This is a genomic window from Streptomyces gottesmaniae, from assembly GCF_031845845.1.
Taxonomy (GTDB): domain Bacteria; phylum Actinomycetota; class Actinomycetes; order Streptomycetales; family Streptomycetaceae; genus Streptomyces; species Streptomyces akebiae.
Genome location: NZ_JAVRFJ010000070.1, coordinates 1 through 20,242, shown reverse-complemented (window position 1 = coordinate 20,242; position 20,242 = coordinate 1). Strand labels below are relative to the sequence as shown.

The 20,242-nt window shown below is 72.5% G+C and carries 15 protein-coding genes; 8 read left to right on the top strand and 7 right to left on the bottom strand.

The window, feature by feature from the left end; genetic code table 11:
* Positions 1 to 2 precede the first annotated feature (2 nt).
* The gene (locus RM704_RS43390; protein WP_311593377.1) at positions 3 to 1,274 is read left to right on the top strand and encodes a hypothetical protein; all 1,272 of its coding nucleotides are present in this window, start codon (positions 3 to 5) and stop codon (positions 1,272 to 1,274) included.
* 176 nt (positions 1,275 to 1,450) lie between these two features.
* On the opposite strand, the gene RM704_RS43385 is transcribed toward RM704_RS43390, so the two are convergent.
* Both RM704_RS43385 and RM704_RS43380 read right to left on the bottom strand, forming a co-directional pair.
* Positions 1,451 to 2,329: an SURF1 family protein gene (locus tag RM704_RS43385; protein WP_192829519.1), complete on the bottom strand. Its 879-nt coding sequence runs from the start codon at positions 2,327 to 2,329 to the stop codon at positions 1,451 to 1,453.
* 52 nt (positions 2,330 to 2,381) lie between these two features.
* Positions 2,382 to 2,807, bottom strand: coding sequence for a nuclear transport factor 2 family protein (locus RM704_RS43380; protein WP_033524571.1), 426 nt, complete (start codon positions 2,805 to 2,807; stop codon positions 2,382 to 2,384).
* Positions 2,808 to 2,927: 120 nt separating this feature from the next.
* On the opposite strand from RM704_RS43380, the gene RM704_RS43375 reads away from it, so the two are divergent.
* Positions 2,928 to 4,775, top strand: coding sequence for a S9 family peptidase (locus RM704_RS43375; RefSeq protein ID WP_078936881.1), 1,848 nt, complete (start codon positions 2,928 to 2,930; stop codon positions 4,773 to 4,775).
* Between the two features lie 214 nt (positions 4,776 to 4,989).
* Here the strand turns inward: RM704_RS43375 and RM704_RS43370 are convergent, their stop codons facing one another.
* Complete coding sequence (locus RM704_RS43370; protein ID WP_052145758.1) at positions 4,990 to 5,619, bottom strand: sigma-70 family RNA polymerase sigma factor; 630 nt, start codon at positions 5,617 to 5,619, stop codon at positions 4,990 to 4,992.
* Positions 5,620 to 5,948: 329 nt separating this feature from the next.
* Positions 5,949 to 6,647: a hypothetical protein gene (locus RM704_RS43365; protein WP_033524573.1), complete on the bottom strand. Its 699-nt coding sequence runs from the start codon at positions 6,645 to 6,647 to the stop codon at positions 5,949 to 5,951.
* 217 nt (positions 6,648 to 6,864) lie between these two features.
* Here RM704_RS43365 and RM704_RS43360 point away from each other — a divergent pair, with 217 nt between their 5' ends.
* Entirely contained in the window at positions 6,865 to 8,838 is a 1,974-nt protein-coding gene (locus RM704_RS43360) for an NAD-binding protein (protein ID WP_033524574.1), read from the top strand.
* 109 nt (positions 8,839 to 8,947) lie between these two features.
* Here RM704_RS43360 and RM704_RS43355 read toward each other — a convergent pair whose 3' ends face one another.
* Both RM704_RS43355 and rpmF read right to left on the bottom strand, forming a co-directional pair.
* Positions 8,948 to 10,093 carry a GTP-binding protein gene (locus RM704_RS43355; protein WP_033524575.1) on the bottom strand — a complete coding sequence of 382 codons (1,146 nt, stop codon included), beginning with the start codon at positions 10,091 to 10,093 and terminating at the stop codon, positions 8,948 to 8,950.
* 24 nt (positions 10,094 to 10,117) lie between these two features.
* Complete coding sequence (gene rpmF, locus RM704_RS43350; protein ID WP_033524576.1) at positions 10,118 to 10,288, bottom strand: 50S ribosomal protein L32; 171 nt, start codon at positions 10,286 to 10,288, stop codon at positions 10,118 to 10,120.
* Between the two features lie 169 nt (positions 10,289 to 10,457).
* Between rpmF and RM704_RS43345 the strand changes: the two genes are divergently transcribed.
* Both RM704_RS43345 and RM704_RS43340 read left to right on the top strand, forming a co-directional pair.
* Positions 10,458 to 11,441: a permease gene (locus RM704_RS43345; protein ID WP_033524577.1), complete on the top strand. Its 984-nt coding sequence runs from the start codon at positions 10,458 to 10,460 to the stop codon at positions 11,439 to 11,441.
* Positions 11,438 to 12,256, top strand: coding sequence for a TIGR03943 family putative permease subunit (locus RM704_RS43340; RefSeq protein WP_033524578.1), 819 nt, complete (start codon positions 11,438 to 11,440; stop codon positions 12,254 to 12,256). The genes RM704_RS43345 and RM704_RS43340 overlap by 4 nt, the downstream gene beginning before the upstream one ends.
* Before the next feature lie 264 nt (positions 12,257 to 12,520).
* On the opposite strand, the gene RM704_RS43335 is transcribed toward RM704_RS43340, so the two are convergent.
* Entirely contained in the window at positions 12,521 to 16,807 is a 4,287-nt protein-coding gene (locus RM704_RS43335; protein ID WP_033524579.1) for a WD40 repeat domain-containing protein, read from the bottom strand.
* Between the two features lie 624 nt (positions 16,808 to 17,431).
* Between RM704_RS43335 and RM704_RS43330 the strand changes: the two genes are divergently transcribed.
* The 3 genes from RM704_RS43330 to RM704_RS43320 all read left to right on the top strand — a co-directional run.
* Positions 17,432 to 17,887 carry a helix-turn-helix domain-containing protein gene (locus RM704_RS43330; RefSeq protein ID WP_033524580.1) on the top strand — a complete coding sequence of 152 codons (456 nt, stop codon included), beginning with the start codon at positions 17,432 to 17,434 and terminating at the stop codon, positions 17,885 to 17,887.
* A 631-nt stretch (positions 17,888 to 18,518) separates the two neighbouring features.
* Positions 18,519 to 18,944, top strand: coding sequence for a M48 family metalloprotease (locus tag RM704_RS43325; RefSeq protein WP_311593368.1), 426 nt, complete (start codon positions 18,519 to 18,521; stop codon positions 18,942 to 18,944).
* On the top strand, positions 18,941 to 20,242 hold a 1,302-nt coding region (locus RM704_RS43320; protein WP_311593366.1), incomplete at its 3' end, for an MAB_1171c family putative transporter. The genes RM704_RS43325 and RM704_RS43320, both read left to right, overlap by 4 nt.

Sequence of the window (20,242 nt, the reverse complement as noted above, 5' to 3'; positions counted from 1 at the left end):
CTGTGAATCACGGCCCCGAAGAACAAGGCCCCCACCCCGAGGGCCAGGATCTCGAAGGCCACGCTCCGCACGACTCGCGTGAGGACGACTCGCGGTCCGCCGACCTGAATTCGGCCGACCCGGGTACGGACGACGCGGCCGCGGACGATCCGGGCACGAGTTCCTCGGCACCGAACGGCTCGGCACTGAACGGCTCGGCACTGAAGGGCTCCGCGCCCGGTGGCTCCGGGCTGAACGGCTCCGGGCTGAACGGCTCCGGGGTGAAGGGCATCGGCGGGTTCGAGTCCGACGAGCTGGTGGTGCGCAATCTGCTGCACCAGGCGGTGTCGGAGATCGAGCCCAGGGACGGCACTCTGGAGCACCTGCGGCGAGCGGTACCGGCGCGGCGGACCCGCAAGCGCCAGGCCGTCGTCGGCATGGCCGCCGCCGCGCTCTTCATCGGCACGGCGATCCCGGCCCTCGTCCACGTCTCCAACTCCACCGGCTCCGACGTCAACCCGTCCATCATGGGCAACGGCTCGCACAAGCCGGAGACCGAGGGCCAGTCCAAGGGCCAGACCGGCGGGAACGGTTCGCCGGGGGGCTCCTCCGGCGGGCCCAAGGGGTCCGGCAAGAACAAGGACAAGGGCAAGGGCGACAAGGGCAAGGGCCAGAGCACCGGCTCCACGGGTGGCACCCAGGCGACCCCGACGGCCGCTGCTTCCACGTTGTGCACGGCGGGCCAGCTCGGCGGTGGCGGGAGCGTGGGCGCACCGGACTCCGGCGGAGCCGTCTACGGCTCGTTCCGCGTCTCCAACATCTCCGGCACGAGCTGTACGGTCACCGGCGCGGGCGCGGTGAGTGTCACCCCGCAGGGTGCCGCGGACGGGTCGAAGATCACCGTGGCGACGCATGTCGCCGGTGACGCGGCGGCCGCACTGCCCGACCCGGCGCTGTCCCTGACACAGCTGGTGCTGGCGCCCGGAGCGGCCTACGAGGTGCGGTTCGCCTGGGTGCCGTCCGAGCCCTGCCAGACCACCGGCGGGACGACCGGCGGCGGCACCGGCGGTACGGATCCGTCGCCGGACCCGACGCCCACGGGGGAGGAGACCCCCGGCACCACCACCGACGGCTCCAACTCCGTCTCCACCCAGCTCGTCACCGAGGACGGCGTCGTCGACGGCAGTGTCCTCGTCTCCCACACCGCCGAGGGCGGCATCGCCGGCTTCTCGACAACCATCACCAACGCCTGCGCGGGCGTGGTCTACCGGACGGGCCTGCTGGCAGCCACCTGACGGGAGCCGCGGTCAGCGGTTCCCCGCGGTCGCGCGAAGGGTCGCGTGAGTCCCGCCGGTCCTGCGTCCTACCGCGAGTCCCGCCGGTACCTGCGTGCTGCGGGGCCGGCTACGTCCTAGGGCGTCGGCTCACGTCCTCACGGGGCCCGCTCACGTCCTACGGTTACGGGGCCCGCTCACGTCCTACGGGCCGGCTCGGCTTCGCGGGAGCGGCTCTCGGCGGCGCGGTCGCCGCCGCCGGGCTCGTCACCGCCCCGCTCCGCGGTGCCGGAACCGTCTCCGTCCGGTTCGACGGTGTCGGGCAGCAGCCCCAGTTCCGCGTCGCGGATGAACTCGACCTCGCGGCGGAGCAGGCGGAACCACATGAAGACGACGAAGCCGGCGAAGACGAACCACTCGCCGGTGTAGCCGAGGTTCTGGAAGGCCTTGAGGTCGAGCCCGGTGTCCTGCGGCGCGGTCGCGGGGACGGCCCTCATGCCCGAGTCGCCCTTGTCGAGGGTGATCCAGGCGTCGTACAGGTCGTCCGGCACGAGGTTCACCAGCGTCGCCGCGCTGATCGCCGAGGTCTGCCCGGCCGGCAGCCCGCCCTGGACGGGCACGCCGTTCGACCCCGGTGTCTCGGCCGCCTGCAGCGAGCCGGTGACGGTGACCTCGCCGGAGGGAGCCGCCGGGGCGCGGTCGGCGTCCGCTGTGCCGGGCAGCCAGCCCCGTACCACCGGCAGGGCCTTGCCCTCGTCGGTGCGCAGCAGTGTCAGCACGTAGAACCCGGTCCTGCCGTCCACCTCGCGGTTCGGCACGAGGAGTTGCTCGCCGTACCGCCCGCTCACGGTGGCCAGTTCACCCGAGGTCTCCTTGTCCACCGGCAGCAGCTGGTCCAGCGGGCGCGCCGGTGCCCGGTCCGCCGGGTCGATCCGCTCGGTCGCCGCGCGATGGTCCTGCATCCGGTCCTCGAACCGGCTCAGCTGCCACGAACCCATGAACACGCAGAACGGGATGGCGAGCAGCACGAAGACGTTGATCCCCCACCATCGGGGCGTCAGCAGGAACCGGTACACGCCTTCCACCGTACGGTGCCCGCGCGGGGTCCCCGGCTCCGGGGTCGCCCCCTCAGTACCGCTCGACGAGGTGCTCACGCCCGGCGGGCGGCTCGTACGGCTCGGGCCAGAAGTCCGTGATCGCGACTATCCGGCCGTCCTCGTCCCCCGTGAAGAAGGTGATGGCGTACATCTCCTCCAACCCGGCCGTGACATGCGTCCAGCTCACCGCCTGCTGCCCCCGTCCCGGCTCGGCGACGATCCGCTCCACCCGGGCGTGCCAGTCACCCGGGTACTCCCGGTTGAACTCCACATACCGCTCCCGGCCGCGGATCCGCTCCCTCGTCTGCGGCAGCTCGTACACGACGTCCTCGGCCAGCGTCTCGGCGAACGCCGTCCAGTCCCGCTCCTCGGCGGTGGCCCAGAAACGCTCGACGGTGGTGCGGAGGTCGGTCCCGGGAGACGTGCTCGGTTCTGTCTCTGGTGTCGTCGAGGTCATGCGGCGAGTCTGCACCCGGCCACTGACAACCGGCCCGGCCGGCAGCCCGCGACGCCGAAGTTATCCACAGGCTGGGGACCTCGTCGGCGCTTTGTCGTGCGGGCGGGGCAATATGGGGCCATGACTGAGAGCAACGGGTCCACCCCGCAGCAGCAGAGCGGGTCCATGCCCGACTGGGAGAAGAGGTTCCGGGCACCGAGGGTGTCCCTGCCGGACTGGGCGGAGGACGCGCCGCACCGCTCGCTGTTCGTCTCCAACGCCACGGGCACGTACGAGCTGTACGCGTGGGACCGCGCCACCGGCGAGCAGCGCCAGGTCACGAACCGGGCCAACGGCACCACCGACGGTGTGCTCTCGCCGGACGGCGAGTGGATCTGGTGGTTCGACGACAAGGACGGCGACGAGTTCGGCGTCTGGCGGCGCCAGCCCTTCCACGGCGGCCCGGACGAGGAGGGCGCCCCGGGCCTGGAGCCGTCCTACCCGGCGGGCCTGGCCCTCGGCCGTGACGGTCGTACGGCGGTCGTCGGCCGCTCCACCGACGAGGACGGCTCCACGATCCATGTGTCCCGGCAGGGCGAGGCCCCCGTCGAGATCTACCGCCACCGTGAGTCGGCCGGGGTCGGCGACCTCTCGCACGACGGCTCGCTGATCGCGATCGAGCACACCGAGCACGGCGACGCGATGCACGCGGCGGTGCGCGTGGTCCGGCCGGACGGCACGACGGTCGCCGAGCTCGACGACACCAAGGGCGGCACGGTCGAGCTGGGCCTGGACGTGTTGGGGTTCGCACCTGTCGACGGCGACACCCGTCTGCTCATCGGCCACCAGCGGGGCGGACGTTGGGAGCCGCTCCTCTGGGACGCCGTCTCCGGCGAGGAGACCGACCTCGGACTCGCCGACCGGCTGGAGGGCGACCTGAGCGCCGAGTGGTATCCGGACGGCTCCGCGCTGCTGGTCGCCCACAGCTTCGAGGCCCGCAGCGGGCTGTACCGCTACGACCTGGCGACCCGCGCCCTGGAGCGGGTGGAGACCCCGAGGGGCACGGTGTCGGGAGCCACGACCCGCCCCGACGGCAGCGTCGAGTACCTGTGGTCCTCGGCCGCCGAACCGCCGGTCGTGCGCTCCACGACGGGCGAGGTCGTGCTGGACCCGCCGGGCATGAAATCGCCCGGCTCGATTGCGGTGGAGGACGTCTGGGTGGACAGCCCCGGCGGCCGTGTGCACGCCCTCGTCCAGCGCCCGGCGGGCGTGTCCGGCCCGTACCCCACGGTCTTCGACATCCACGGCGGCCCGACCTGGCACGACAGCGACTCCTTCGCCGCAGGGCCAGCCGCCTGGCTGGACCACGGGTACGCCGTGATCCGCGTCAACTACCGCGGCTCCACCGGTTACGGCCGTGCCTGGACCGACGCCCTCAAGCACCGGGTCGGCCTGATCGAGCTGGAGGACATCGCGGCGGTCCGGGAGTGGGCGGTGGGTTCCGGCTTCGCGGATCCCGACCGCCTCATCCTCACGGGCGGCTCCTGGGGCGGCTACCTCACCCTCCTCGGCCTCGGCGTCGAGCCGGACGTCTGGGCGCTCGGCATCGCCGCCGTTCCCGTCGCGGACTACGTCACCGCGTACCACGACGAGATGGAGGCGTTGAAGGCCATGGACCGCACGCTCCTCGGCGGCACGCCGGAGGAGGTCCCCGAGCGCTTCGAGGCCTCGTCGCCCCTGACCTACGTCGACGCGGTGAAAGCCCCTGTCTACATCTCCGCCGGCGTCAACGACCCCCGCTGCCCCATCCACCAGGTCGACAACTACGTCGACCGACTGGCCGGCCGGGGCGCCGTCCACGAGGTCTACCGCTACGACGCCGGTCACGGCTCCCTGGTCGTCGACGAACGGATCAAGCAACTCCGCCTGGAACTCGACTTCGCGGAACGTCATCTGAGGGAGCGCGCCCAGCGGTCGACGCCCGCGTAGTCCCTGGAGACTGGCGGTCGGAGGGAGCACTCCGCGGGGCGCCGCGACCTCGGCTACGTCGCCGTCTGCCACTCGTGGCAGACGGCCGTGACCGCCGGGCCGGGCGTGGTGAGCTACGCGTGAACGGCGCGCGGGGCCGTCCTTGCCCGGCGCGGTGGTCGGCTGCCGGCTGCGGCTGCCGGCAGCCGGCAGCCGACCACCGGTCTCGGACGCCTCAGGCCGCCACCAGCGCGCCCTCCTCCTCCCGCGCTCCCTCCGCCGCCGCCAGCGAGCGCACGAGCGTGGTCCGTGCCCGGGCCACCCGCGACCGCACCGTCCCGACAGGGCATCCGATCAGCTCCGCCGCGTCCTCGTAGGAGAGGCCCAGCATCTGCGTGAGGACGAACGCCTCACGCCGTTCCTCGGGCAGCGTGCCCAACAGATCGGCGAGCGCGATGCCGTCGTCGAAGCCGGGCAGTCCGCGCGGCTGGGCGTGCTCGACGGCCAGCCGCCAGTCCGGTACGTCGGACAGGCGGGGCCGGGCCGCCGCGTACCGGAAACTGTCGGTCACCGCTCGGCGGGCGATGGACAGCAGCCACGTACGGGCGGAGCAGCGGCCCTCGAACCGGTGCAGGCTGCCGAGCGCCCGCAGGAACGTGTCCTGCGCGAGGTCGTCCACCGCCTGCGGGTCCGCGCAGAGGTGGGCGACGAACCGCTGGACGTCACGGTGGAGTGCGCCGACGAACCGTTCGACGGCCTCCGGGTCCCCACCGCGCGCGGCGAGCGCCCAGGCGGTTATGGACTCGTCGGTCGTGGACCGGGAGGCTCGCGGGATCGACGCGGGCGGGGGAGTAAGGGTGATCACCTGATGTCCTTCTCGGGTCGTCCGGGACCGGGACCATCCGTCGGCACGGGCACGTGGGAGCCACATGGCCGCACAGCCGCGCTCCGCCCGGCCGCCCCGCACGGACCGCCCTTCGCGGAGCCGCCCTTCGCCCGAGGACGGAGGCGGACAGGCAGGAGGACAGGCAGCAGGGCAGGCAGGCGGACGGGTGCGTGCGGGAGTGCGCGACACGTGGGAACGCGTTCGGTGGTCCGGTGGGAAGGGAAGCGGCCGTACGGCACGCCGTGGCGGCGTACGGCCGAAGCCCGGGGAGCGAGCCGTGGTGGGCTGCCCCGGGTCACCGGCTGTCGTCAGCTGACAGCGGTCCCGGCGGGCGGACCCCGAGAGGTGATCGCATGGACGAGAAGGAGCCGACGCGGCGAGCGGTCCGTACGGCCGCGCCGTACCCGGGGGCGCGGCCGCTCCGCCGCGACCGGCAGGGCGAGCGGCAGCCGCAGCGGTGCGGCCAGCCAGCCGGCCACGGCCCGCAGCAGCGCGAAGGCGGCGCGCTCGCCGTGCGCCAGCCACAGACCGCACAGCAGCGCGGCCAGCAGATGCGCGGCGAACATGCCGGACGAGGACGCGTACGCGCCGTCCAGGAGGTAACCGGTGGAGTCCACATGGTCCATGTGACCGGTCGGGCCCATGTGGACGGTGTGATCCATGTGGGCGGAGCCCATGTCCGGTCCCCGCCGCGTGGCACCGTTGGCGGCGCCGCCAACGGCGCCGTCCATGGCGCCCGCGCCCCCGACGCCCGACGGCTGTGCCAGCTCGAAGCCCCCGTGGAGGGCCGTCTGCGCGGCGACCACCACGGAGGTGATCAGCGGGAGACCGCGCTCACGTCCGGCCAGACACCAGCCGACCGCACCGGTCGCGGCGGCCCCGACCGCCAGGGCCCACCAGGGGACATGACCACCGGACATCATCACGTGGCCCAGGGCGGCGAGCAGCACACAGACGGCCGCGAACATCGCGGCGCGTGTCGTGCGCGTACCCCACCCTGCGGTCATGGCGCCCCATCCTCGCATTCGGACACCGCCGTCGCTCCGTCCCTCTTGAGTACGGATTTCCACCCGCCGTCGCACTCACACCGGCAACTGTGATCCGGATCACTGAGGAACCGGCCGCGTGCATACGGCAGTCTTCTGCCTCGTGGGGAGCCCTTCGCAGCACAACAGCCGTACCGGTCCTGGCCGACAGCCTGGTCCGGCGGACCCGGGCGCGCACATGGTCGTCTGCGGGGACGACGGACTGGCGCACCGGCTCGCCGCCGAACTGCGGACCGTGTACCGGGAGCAGGTGACCCTCGTCGTGCCGCCGACCGCGCGGATCGCGCAGCGGCCGGTCGTCGGACGCGCCCGCACCGCCGCCGCCCTCATCGACCGGGTGACGGCGGTCGTCAACAGGGCGGCGGGCAACGGCGATCCGACCACCGGCGACCGGAGCGCCGGGACCGGAGAGGGGACCGGCGGCGCGAGCGGGGAGCGGGTCCTGGAGGCCGCCGAGGCCACCGAGGCGGTGCTCGCCGAGGCCGGGGTCGAGCGGGCCGCCGCGCTGGCCCTGGTGTACGACGACGACGAGACCAACATCCGCGCGGCCCTCACCGCCCGCCGCCTCAACCCGCGTCTACGGCTCGTCCTGCGGCTCTACAACCGTCGGTTGGGCCAGCACATCGAGGAACTGCTCGACCAGGCATCGGCGTTGGCGACCGGGGGCACCGCCGACGGGGTCGACGGTTTCGGCGGCTCGACAACGGTCCTGTCCGACGCCGACACGGCCGCGCCCGCTCTGGCCGCGACCGCCGTGGCCGGAACCAGCAAGGTCGTCCAGACGGACGGACTGATGCTCAGGGCCGTGGAACGCCCGCCGGGCCGGGCGAGCCAGGGAACGGGCGGCCAGAGCCCGGGAGGCCAGGGTCCGGGAGGCCGGAGTCCGGGCGGCCTCTGCACCCTCGCGCTGCTGTCGGCCACCACCAACGACCCCGCCGGAACCGAGGGTTCCGAGGGCAGCGGGGAACGCGGTCCCCAACTCCTGCCCGACGAAAGGGCGGTGGCGGCGGCCACCGGGCGCGGCACCGTCGTCCTCGACACCGTCCGCTACACGGGGACCGCGCTGCCGCCCGGCCGGTCCGGCGGCGGTCCGCTCGGGGCCTTCGGGTCGCTGCTCTCGCGGCGGCTGCGGTGGTCCCTCGCGGGGATGATCGGGTGCGTGTTCGCCCTCGCCGTCGCCCAGATGGTGATCACCGGGGAGCATCCGCTCCAGGCGACGTACGCGACCCTGCTCGACCTCTTCGGGATCGCCGACCCCGCGACCGACCAGAGCGACTCCCGGCAGATCCTCCAACTTCTCTCCGGCCTCATGGGCTTACTCCTCCTGCCCGTGCTCCTGGCCGCCGTCCTCGAGGCGCTCGGCACGTTCCGCAGCGGCACGGCACTGCGCAAGCCGCCGCGCGGCCTGTCCGGACACGTCGTCCTCCTCGGCCTCGGCAAGATCGGCACCCGCGTGCTCGCCCGCCTGCGTGACCTCCACATCCCGGTCGTCTGCGTCGAGGAGGACCCCGAGGCGCGCGGCCTGGCCGAGGCCCGTCGGCTGCGGGTGCCGGTCATCCTGGGCGACGTGACCCAGGAGGGCGTCCTGGAGGCCGCCAAGATCCACCGCGCCCACGCCCTGCTCGCCGTCACCAGCTCCGACACGACGAACCTCGAAGCCGGCCTGTACGCCCGTTCGTTACGCCCCGACCTGCGCGTCGTCCTGCGCCTCTACGACGACGACTTCGCCACCGCCGTCTACCGCACCCTCCGCGCCGCCCACCCGGGCGCCCTGACGCGCAGCCGCAGCGTCACCCACCTCGCCGCGCCCGCGTTCGCCGGCGCGATGATGGGGCGCCAGATCCTGGGCGCGATCCCCGTCGAGCGCCGGGTGCTCCTCTTCGCCGCCGTCGAAGTGCGCGGTCACCGGCGCCTGGAGGGCCGGACCGTCGCCGAGGCGTTCCAGGCGGGGGCGTGGCGTGTGCTGGCGCTCGACACGGCGGCGTCCGGGGAGCCGGGTCCGGAGCGGCCCGCCGGGCCGCCGCCGGGTTCGGGACTGATCTGGGACCTGCCGCCCACCTACGTCCTCCGGGCCGAGGACCGTGTGGTGCTGGCGGCGACGCGGCGGGGGCTGGCGGAGCTGTTGGGGAGGCGGGCGGGGGCCGGAGCGTAGCCGAAGGGCCGGTGCCCGCGGGCCTGGAAGGCCACGGTCGCGCGCCCTGGGAAGCCCGGGGCGCAGTCCCTGTTTCTCAGCGGCGCGGGGACTGCGCGAGAACCCCCGCTCACCCGCAGGCGACCCCGTGCACATCCCACGCCGGGAACGGATCGTCGAGGGCCGCCTCACGCAGGACCTCGTCCTCCGTCACCAGACACCCGGCCAGAGCCACCTGCAGCGCGTCCCCCCGCAACCCCGTCCCGATGAACACCAACTCTTGCGCGAACGGGGCCCCTTCGTCCTGCGCGGCGGTCGGTTCGAAGCGCGCCACCGACCCGGCCTGGGACCACAACCCGAGGACCCCCGGCCTCCCGGCGAGCGTGAAGAACCCCTTGGACCGCAGCACCTGCCCGAAGGCACCGCTGTCGAGGCCCTCGGTCACGAAGTCCCACAACCGCCCGGGGTGGAAGGGCCGTTCGGAGCGGAACACGGTCGACGAGATGCCGTACTCCTCGGTCTCCGGCACGTGCTCCCCGTTCAGCTCCCGCACCCACCCGGGTGCCTGCTGGGCCCGTTCGAGATCGAACGCCTCCGTGCCGAGCACGTCCTCGACCCGGACCCGCCCATGGCTGACCGGCACGATCCGCGCCGCCGGATTGAGCCGCGCCAGGGTCGCCGCGAGCCGCTCGGCGGTCGCCGTGTCCACGAGGTCGAGCTTGTTCAGCACGATCACGTCGGCGAACTCCACCTGGTCCATCAGCAGATCGCTCACGGTGCGCTCGTCGTCCTCGTACTGGTCGAGCCCTCGCGCGACCAACTCGTCCCCGCCCGCGAGCTCCGGCAGGAAGTTCACCGCGTCGACGACCGTGACCATGGTGTCGAGCCGGGCGAGATCGCCGAGCGTGGCCCCGTCGTCGCGCGCGAAGGCGAAGGTCGCGGCGACGGGCATCGGCTCCGAGATCCCGGAGCTCTCGATCAGCAGGTAGTCGAAACGCCCCTCCCGCGCGAGCCGGTCCACCTCCTCCAGCAGATCGTCGCGCAAGGTGCAGCAGATGCACCCGTTGGTCATCTCGACGAGGCGCTCCTCGGTGCGGGACAGCGCCGCCTCGCCCCCGCGCACGAGCGCGGCGTCGATGTTGACCTCGCTCATGTCATTGACGATGACCGCGACGCGGAGCCCCTCGCGGTTGCCGAGCACATGGTTGAGCAGGGTGGTCTTGCCCGCCCCGAGGAACCCGGACAGGACGGTGACGGGCAGCCGTCGATGCGTCATGGTCGCGCTCCCGATCCCCTCACCTCAGCCCTCGGGGTGGATCAGCCCGCGCTCGTACGCCTTCAGCAGCCGCTGCGGTACGAGGTGCGTGGTGCCGTCGACCGTGAACGGCACCAGCTGGGGCGTGCTCGCCTTCCACTGGGCGCGACGGTGCCGGGTGTTGCTGCGGGACATCTTCCGCTTGGGTACGGCCATGGGGTCCTCCTCCACAGGGTGATGGACCGGAACGCTACATGAAAATGGATCCCATTACTAAAAAAGGGTTCCACGGTCCGTGAGCAACCTCGGGCCGGGCGCCGTATGGGAGGAAAGGGTCGAACAGGCCCGCTCAGCGCAGCCGTTCCCTACGGAGGTACCGTCCCCCGTGGCCACAACCAAGGAAGAAGCCTCCCGCCGCGGTCGGCATCTCGACCCACCCCTCCTGCTCACCATGCTGCTGGTCCTCGCGGTGGTGGCGCAGGGCCCGCTGCGGGGCCTGCTGTCCGCGCCCGTGACCCAGAGCTGGATGACCGTGTTCGTCGCGGTGGTCGTGCAGGCCCTGCCGTTCCTGGTCATCGGGGTGCTGCTGTCGGCGGCCATCGCGGTGTTCGTGCCCGCGTCGTTCTTCGTCCGTGCGCTGCCGAAGCGGCCCGCCCTCGCGGTACCGGCGGCGGGCGTGGCCGGTGTGGTGCTGCCGGGCTGCGAGTGCGCCTCGGTGCCGGTCGCGGGCGCCCTCGTGCGCCGGGGCGTGACGCCCGCGGCGGCGCTCGCCTTCCTCCTCTCCGCCCCCGCGATCAACCCGATCGTGCTGACCGCGACCGCCGTGGCCTTCCCGGGGAACCCCGAGATGGTGCTGGCCAGGTTGGTGGCGAGCCTGCTGGTGGCCTGCGCGATGGGCTGGCTGTGGCAAGGGCTCGGCCGCGGCGAGTGGATGCGCCCGCCGGAGCGGCCCTCCTACGAGGGCCAGGGCAAGGGCGCGGCCTTCTGGGGCTCGGTGCGACACGACGTGATGCACGCGGGCGGATTCCTGGTCGTCGGCGCGATGGCGGCGGCCACGCTCAAGGCGGTCGTCCCGGCGAGCTGGCTGAACGCCGCCGCCGACCACCCCGTGGTCGCGATCCTGGCCCTCGCCGTCCTGGCCGTGCTGTTGTCGATCTGCTCGGAGGCGGACGCGTTCGTGGCGGCCTCCCTGACCCAGTTCTCCCTGACCTCCCGGCTGGCCTTCCTGGTCGTCGGCCCGATGATCGACCTGAAACTCTTCGCCATGCAGACCGCCACCTTCGGCCGCGCCTTCGCGCTCCGCTTCGCCCCCGTCACCTTCGCCCTCGCGATCCTCGTGTCGGCCCTCGTCGGGGCGGTGCTGCTGTGAACCGCCAGGCGCAGACCGTCGTCCTCTTCCTCACCGGCGGAGCCCTGCTCCACGCCGGTTTCACCGACCTCTACCTCCGCTACGTCAAGGCCGGCCTGCGCCCCCTCCTCATCGGCGCGGGCATCGTCCTCATAGCCGCCGCCGTGGCCACGCTCTGGTACGAACGCCGGGCGCGACGCCAGGACGACGGACGGTCCACGCAGCACGACGGACGGTCCACGCAGGACGACGGACGGTCCACGCAGGACGACCCGGACGCCGCCCATGGCGAGGCGCACGCCGCCCATGACGAGCCGCACGCCCACCACGAACCCCGGGTCTCCTGGCTGCTCGTCCTCCCGCTCCTCGCCCTCGTCCTGGTGGCCCCGCCGGCCGCCGGTTCCTACACCGCGATGCGCACCGGCACGGCCCTCCAGGAGCAGCCCTGGGGCTACCCCGCCCTCCCCGCCGACGGCACCCTCCGCCTGAGCGTCGCCGACTACGCGGGCCGCGCGGTCTACGACAAGGGGCGCGCCCTCGCGGGCCGCTCGCTCAAGGTCACGGGCTTCCTCGCCTTCGACGACTCCGGCACGCCGTATCTGGTCCGCATGGCCCTCAACTGCTGTGCCGCGGACGCCCAGCCCGTCAAGATCGCCCTCACCGGCGAACTCCCGGCCGTGCTCCAGCCGGACACCTGGATCGAGGTCACCGGCACCTACACGCCGAAGCGGACCGAGGACCCCCTCAACGGCACCGCCGTCCCCTACCTCCGGGTCACCACGACCAAGCCGGCGAAGGCACCGCGGGACCCGTACGACGAGGCCTGGAACGGCTGAGGGGAGCGGGGGAAGCCGGGGGAGCGGGGAAGGCCCGGAGGGCATGAAAGGGCCCGGTCGCTGGCGACGGGGGATGCACCAGCGACCGGGCTATGGCCAAGGCTAACAAGGCTGTTCGCAGGACGGGAGCCGACTGGTCGATAGCGTTGACAAGTTGTGATCGGGATCACGCGATCCCGCGGCCCCGTCCGGCCCGCCCCCGGTCCCGCCCGACAGGCCGGACGGGACCGGCGAGAAGCCGTGAACGTGCTGCTCAGAGGCGTGTCAGGTGTCCTCGCACGGTGGCTCGTAGGACAGCCGTGGCAGGTACTCGTCCCACTTCTCCCGCGTGAGCACCCCGCGCGTCGACGCGCAGATGTGCCGTACGGCGTCGTCGACGTCCAGATTCCACAGCCGTACGGTGTCGGCGCCGCTGGAGACCCCGAGCATGTCGCTCTCCGGGCTGAAGGCCAAGAACTGGCCCGTCTTGGCGTTGGGGCTCATCGCCCGGCCGATGGGAGAGGCGTCGGCGGGGTGGGAGACGTCCCAGAGGTGGACGGTGCTGTCGTTGCCGCCGCTGGCGAGGGTCCGGCCGTCCGGGCTGTAGGTCAGCGAGACGACCGTCTCGGTGTGGCCGACGAGCGGGGAGCCCAGGCGCGTCGCCTCGCGGGGGTCGGAGACGTCCCAGAGCCGGACCATGTCGTCGCCACCGCCACTGGCCAGCGTCCTGCCGTCCGGGCTGTAGACGAGGTCGCTGACCGAGCCGCGGTGGGCGGTGAGAGGGCCGTCGACGTGCCGGGACCTGGCCGGGTCCGCCACGTCCCACAGCCGGATGGTGCCGTCCGCGCTGCCGCTGGCGAGCGTCCGGCCGTCCGGGCTGAAGACCAGGGCGAGGATGTAGCCCTTGTGTCCGGTCAGGGGCTTGCCGAGCGGGACGGCCCGGGACGGGTCGCTGACGTCCCACAACCGCACGTCGTGGTCGCCGTAGGAGGTGGCCAGGACCCGCCCGTCGGGGCTGTAGGCCTGCGCGTCCGTGTACCGGATCCGCAGCGCGAGCGGCGATCCGCGCAGGACGGGGCGGGCCGGGTCGCTGACGTCCCACAGATACAGTGCCCGGTTTCCGGCCACGATCGAGAGGGTGCGGCCGTCGGGGGAGAACGACAGCGAGCGATTGCCGCTGTCCTTGAGCGTGAACGCCTTCCCCAGCAGCACGGGCCGGCCGGGCTCCGCCACGTTCCACAGCCGGATCCGTCCGTCGCGCCCGGCGGTGGCCAGCACCCGCCCGTCCGGCCGGAACACCCCGTTCCGGCCGACCATGTCCGAGGTCGGCAACGACCACAGCCGGACCTTGCTGTCGCCGCTGCCGGTGGCGAGGGTCCGGCCGTCCGGGCTGAACCCCAGGGCGAACATCTCCCCGCTCGCCCCGGCCAGTGGCTCACCGACCTGCGACGGATACGCCGGGTCCTCCACGTTCCACAGACTCGCCGTGCTGTCCGCGCTGGCGGCGGCGAGCGTCCGGCCGTCCGGGCTGAAGGCCACGGACCAGATGGGGCCGGTGTGCCCGGTGAGCGGCGCCCCGAGCGCATTCGCCCGGCGGGGATCGGCCACGTCCCAGAGCCGGACGGTGTTGTCCGAACTGCCGCTGGCCAGCGTCCGCCCGTCGGGACTGAAGGCCAGCGAGTGCACCACACTCGTATGGCCCTTGAGCACGGTGCCCAGCGCGCGCGGCGCACGCGGGTCGGCCACGTCCCACCTACGGATCGTGTTGTCGTCGCCCCCGGTCGCCAGCGTCTTCCCGTCCGGCCCGAACGCGACGGCGCGTACGGGAGCGCTGTGCCCGGTGAGCGGCGCGCCGAGTTCCCTGGCGTGCGCCGGGTCGCTCACGTCCCACAGCCGTACGGTGCGGTCCTCGCCCACGGACGCCAGCGTCCTCCCGTCCGGGCTGAAGGCGATCAGGAAGATCGTGCCGTCGTGCCCGGCCAGCGGTGCGCCCAGCGCACGCGGCGCGCGCGGGTCCCGCACGTCCCACATACGGATCGTGCCGTCGTCGCCGGCGCTGGCGAGCGTACGGCCGTCCGGTGCGAAGACCGCGCTGCTCACCCAACTGGTGTGCCCGGTGAGGGGCTTGCCCAGGGCCTTGGGCCGGGACGGGTCCGCCACGTTCCACAACCGTACGGACCGGTCGTAGCTGGCGGTGGCCAGGTATTTCCCGTCGGGGCTGAAGGAGGTGAGGTAGATGGCACCGCCGTGGCCGAGGAGAGGGGTGGCCAGGGGCGCGTTGACGATCGAGACGAGCCGGTTGCCGGTGCCCTCGTCGTCCGGCCGCAGATCGTGCGCCACCAGGTCGAGCTGGGCCGACAGCGACGGATCCGAGTACTGGACCCGATCGGCCTGGGCGACCACCTGCTCGAAGACCGCGTCGTTGCGCTGCTGCCAGGCCACCACCGCCGAGCCGACGGCCACCAGGGCGAACGCCACCAGCGCCGCCACGGCACTCCGCCGGATCCGGACGGTACGCCGACGCAGCCGGACCGACGCGGCCAGGAACTCCACCGCGCTCCTGGTCAGGAAGGCGCCCCCGGTGTCTCCGGGGTCCTCTGCGCCTGCGGTGCCTGCGGTGCCCCCCGCTTCCCTGGTGGACTTCGCCCAGGTGTGCGCCTGTTCGAGCCGCGAACCCCGGTAGAGCAGCGAGGAATCGCGGTCGGAGTCCTCCCAGGCGCGGCCGTCCTCCTCCAGCCGCTGCCGCAGCAGATGGTCGTTGCGGCCCTCGTCGATCCACCCCCGCAGGCGCGGCCAGGCGTGCAGCAGCGCCTCATGGGTGATCTCCACGGTCTCCGCGTCCAGCGTCAGCAGCCGGGCGCGGGCCATCGCCTCCAGCGACTCCTCGGTCTTCTTCGGGTCCGCCGAGCCGTCCGCGAGCTGCCGCCTGGTGCCCCGGCGCCGGGTGGCCTGGGTGTCCTCGCCCAGCCGGACCAGCCGCAGCAACAGCAGCCGGGCCGCCGAACGGGCCGCCGGGTCCAGCCCCGACCAGGCCCGCTCGGCGGTGGCCGCCACCGCGCCCTGGATACCGCCGGCCGCCCGATAGCCGGCCAGCGTCAGCCGGCCCGCCTTCCGCCGCTGCCATGTCACGAGCAGGGCGTGCGACAGCAACGGCAGTACGCCCGCGTCGTGCGCCCCGCGCGGCCCGTCCGCGCTCACCTCCCGCACGATCAGCTCCGCCAGCCCCGGTTCCAGCTCCAGCCCCACGGCCTTGGCCGGTCCGGTCACCGCCTCCCGCAGCTCCGCCGTGGTCAACGGCCCCAGCACCATGTGCCGGTGCTGCAGAGCGTCCGCCAGCTCCGGATAGCCGAGGCACTGCTCGTAGAAGTCGGCCCGCACGCCCAGCACCACGACCAGGGGCGCGGCCCCGCCCTCCTCCCCGGGCGTGCACGCCGCACTGAGCAACTGCACGAACGTCCGCCGGTCCGCCTCGTCGGAGGAGAGCGTGAAGGTCTCTTCGAACTGGTCGACGATCAGGACGGGGCGGATGGGGGTGGGGGTTGGAGTGGGGATTGGGGTGGGATCGAGGGCGCCCCTGGTCTCGCTGCCGGTGCCGGTGCCGGTGCTTCGGGTGCCGCCGTCCCGGGCTTCGCCGCTGCCGCCGCTCTCCTGGCTGCCGCCCCTCGCCCCACCGCCGCCACGGTGCTCGGTCCCGCGTCGGCGTGCCCACGACGAGACGGCCTCTCGTACCGCCTCGGCGAACATCGGCGTACCGGGCTCGTAGGCGGCGGACACGACCTGCCCCAGCTCCGGTATGTGACGGGTCAGCTCGCCGACCGGATCGGCACCCGGCACGAGTTGGAGCACCTCGCCGCCCTTCCGCCCACCGGCGGTGCCCGCGCTCCCGAACCCTGTGCCCACCTGGCCGGCGTCACCGTCGTCCAGGGCACCGCTGCGCACGGCTGGCACGAGCCCGGCATTGAGCAGGGAGGACTTCCCGGCGCCCGAGGCACCCACGAGCATGACCAGGCCGCCGGTGCGCCCCGCCGCGCGCAACTGCTCGACGAGCGCGTCGGTGCTCCGCTCCCGCCCGAAGAACCAGCGCGCGTCCTGCTGCCGGTACGAGGCCAGCCCCCGGTAGGGGCAGACACCACCGGGGAGGGACGAGCCCTCGCCGGCAGGCTGCTCGTCCATGCCGGCGCCGGACGCGGCGGTCGTGGTGCCGGACGCGGAGTCCGCCGGGCGCTCCCCGACGGGATCGGCCAGGGCCCGCTCCCAGAGCCGCTGCCACTGGGCCATGTCGTACAGCCCCTTGGACACCGGAACGGGCCGCGCACGCCGGGCCTCGGGGATCAGCACCTGCAGTACGGCGGCGAGGGCCGCGAACTGCGCGGGGACGTTCCGGGCCCGTCGCCAGTCACTGATCCGCTGGGCCGAGACCCGCACGGGGCGCCCGCGCTCATCGACCCGCTGGAGCCGGACGACCGACTCGGAGACGCTCTTGAGGGGAGGGTTGCCCGCTTCCTTGTACAGCAGCGCGAGACGTTCCGCGAAGGCCGTGCGTGCCTCTGAGTCGTGACTCAAGGCATCCACCCCTTAACTTCCCCCACTACGTGGACATCCGGACCGGAAAACTCACCTTGCTGGTCTGACCTGCGAAAACGCGTCACCGGACACGAGAGCCCTCCTCTCCCACCAGCCCCGAATGGCAGGATCGGGCCCAAGCCGCCCACGCCGGTGCGCGGCCCGCAGAGGCCACCGGCGTAGCGTCCGCAAATCCGATCCATCATGCCGCACGCTTCCGGCCACCCTCAGCGACGCCCCCAGCCACAACCTCCTCGATCCGCGTCCCCAAGCGCGGATCGACATCCCCGCACCGTTCGGCACCGGTCCCCACGTGGGGAGGGACCGGTGCCGAACGAAGCGGCCTCTGGGCGCCGTCGCGGAATCGGGCAGATCGAGCGGGAAGCGAAGACAGGCTCCAGGGTGGCCGGGCCCACCCCCGCGGAACCCGGCCACCCGGCTGGGAGGTCCCTCATGGCCCGTGCCGAAGACAGCCGATCGAAGCCATGGAACACTCTGGTGTGAGCGACCCCCGTAGAACGTACACCGTAGTTGTGGGCGATCGTCAACTAAAGTTGAGCAGAAGCCACCACGTTCCGCGCTCGCACACACCAGAGTGGACACAGCGGCGATCAGGACAAGGACGTACCGGACGTGACAGACGACGAGCCGCGCACCTTCGCGCAGTTGCTGGACCACCTCTTCCAGGAGGTCCACCCGGCGGGTCGCGGGCCCTACACGTACGCCGAGGTCGCCGAAGGGATCCGAGAGGCTTCCGGGGACGAGGGCAAGGGGCTCACGGCGAGCGCGATCCAGCAACTGCGCACCGGTGCCAAGAAGAACCCCACGAGGCACACCATCAAGGCACTCGCCGACTTCTTCGGCGTGCCCGCCGGCTACTTCGTGGATGAGCAGGCCGCCCATCGCACCCGAGCGGAGATCGCGGTCCTCGCCGCCATGCGGGACCAGAACGTCCGCACCGTGGCCCTGCGCGCCAACGGCCTCAGCGCCGAGACCCTCCAAATGGTGACAGCGGTGATCGAACAGGCCCGCATCCTGGAGGGCCTTCCGGGCGAAACGCCCTCGAACGGCCTCGACTTGGACAATTAGCGGGATGCGGGCCGCAGGTGGCTGCTGGCGGCTGCCGGCCACCGGCTCGCCACCGGCCTGCCACCGACCCATCATCGGCCCGCCGTCAGCCGCTGACCCGGACCTGAACTCGGGACCGGACCTGAATTCGGGCCCGGACCTGAACTCGGGCCCGGACCTGGCTCTGGCCCCGGCCCTGGACCTGGCCCCGGACCGGCACCTGGACCCGGAGCGGTCGTGGAACCTGAAACCGGCCCCGTCCGGAATATGGCCTCAAACCGAAAACTAGCCCCGGACCGAAAACCAGCCCCGGACCGGAAACCGGCCCGGCCCGGCCCGAAATCCAGCCTTTGCCCAGCTGGAACGCGCCCTCACCTGAGGGGCGAATCGCGAGATCCGGCCATTCGGCCAGAGCCCCCGGATTCCCTTGGACCGGCCTGCGTGTTCGCCTAAGCTTTCGAACGATTCGGTGCCGGGGATCCCGGATCGCGCAACGGCCTTACGGGGTCACGCCGTCAGCGGCCAGACCCGAGCAACGTCAGGACCGGACATGGACCTTGAGCGGTTACGCCGCGCTTGCGAAGAACGCGTGGACGCGCTTCGGCTCCCTCACCGCTTCAACACCCGAGACCTCTGCGACGCCGTGGCGGACATGCGCGGACGTCCGATCATCCTGAGGCCTCTGAGCACCCTCGGCGCGATCGACGCACCCTGCGGGATCCGCCTGGAGACACCGGACGCGGACCTCCTCTTCTACGAGGAGGGAACGTCCGCCCTGCACCAGAACCACATCCTCGCGCACGAGGTCAGCCACATCATCTGCGACCACCCCGGCACGCTGGAGCTGGACGCCGACGCCTTCCGCGCCCTCGGCTTCAGCCCCACCCTCGTGCGGCGGATGAACGGACGCACGAGCTACTCCACGGACGACGAGCGCGAGGCCGAGACGATGGCCACCGTCATCCGCCAGCACATCTACCGCGGACGTGAGTTACCTCCCCGTGAGCCCGAGAAGGGCGCCGAACGCTGGGAAGCCCTGTTCGCCAAACCCACCACGAAGGGCCGTCGGCGCCGATGATCGACCTCTTGTTCGCAGGCGTGGCCCTCGTGCTGCTGCTCGCCGCCGGGTACTGGGTCCGGGGCCGGGGTGGCCACCGGCCGACCGGCACCTGGGCCATGGCGGCACTGCTCGTCTCCTTCGCCTGTGCCTTCGGCTCCTACGTGTCCTTCGTGGAGAACGCCGTCGAAAGCGTCGTCCCCGACGGCGGGCGCCTGCTCAGCAACTCGTTCACGCTGGCCGCCGCGACCTCCGTCCTGGCGTTCATGCTCCAGCTCGACCAGGAACCCGAGGAGGCCCGGCGGAACATCCGACGGCGCGTGCTCTTCCTCGGCATCTCCGTCACCGCCATGACGGTGCTGTTCACCGCCAGCCAGTTGAACGACGATTCGCCCCAGCTGTACGCGCTCTACGTACTGATCTACGTCACGTACCTCAGCGTCACCGCGAAGGACTTCGGCACGCAGACCTGGAAACAGGCCGGCCACTCACGCCGCAGGAGCCAGCGCGTCGGACTGCGCATCACCTCCGTCGGCTGTGTCTTCGCGCTGCTGTACGCCGCCTACAAGGTCTTCGGCCTGGTCTCCATCGGGCTCGAACTGGACCTCCTGCCGCACGGCGTCCGGTGCTCGACGCCCATCAGTCCCGTCCGCTGCGTGTTCAGCGTCACGGCGCCGGCGGTCGCGGTACTCCTCGTCACCGTGGGGCTCACCCTCCCGGCGGTCGTATGGCCGTTCAGCCAGTTCCTGCGCCGTCGCTGGGAGTCGAGGTCGTTCGCCGCGCTGGCCCCCCTGTGGAAGGAGCTCACCGACGCGACCCCTGAGGTCGTCCTGGGCTCGGCGGGGTCGCAGCACGTGGACGACTCCGACTTCCACCTCCACCGCCGGGTGATCGAGATCAACGATGGAGTGCTCGCCCTTCGCCCCCACCGCTCGGTGCGCGTCCAGGAGAGCGCCGAACGGGCCGTCGCCGCACGCGGCTTGACGGGAACCCCGGAAGGAGACGCGATCGTGGAGGCCGCGATCCTGCGCGCGGCCGTACACGCGAAGAAGTCGGGAAGCGAACCCACAACCGGAAACGAACGCCATACCGGAAACGAACGCAGAACCGGAACCGCACCCCCGCCCCCCAGTACCGGAACCGCACCCCCGCCCCCCAGAACCGCCTCCCGAGCGGGCAACCTCCGAGCCGAGACCGAATGGCTGCTGCTCGTGGCCCAGGCATACACCCCGCACGACCCCACCCCCACCCCCACCACCGAGCCCCTGGCACCGTCCGGAACGGACCCCCGAACGTGTCCAACCCGGCCCCCCCCGCCC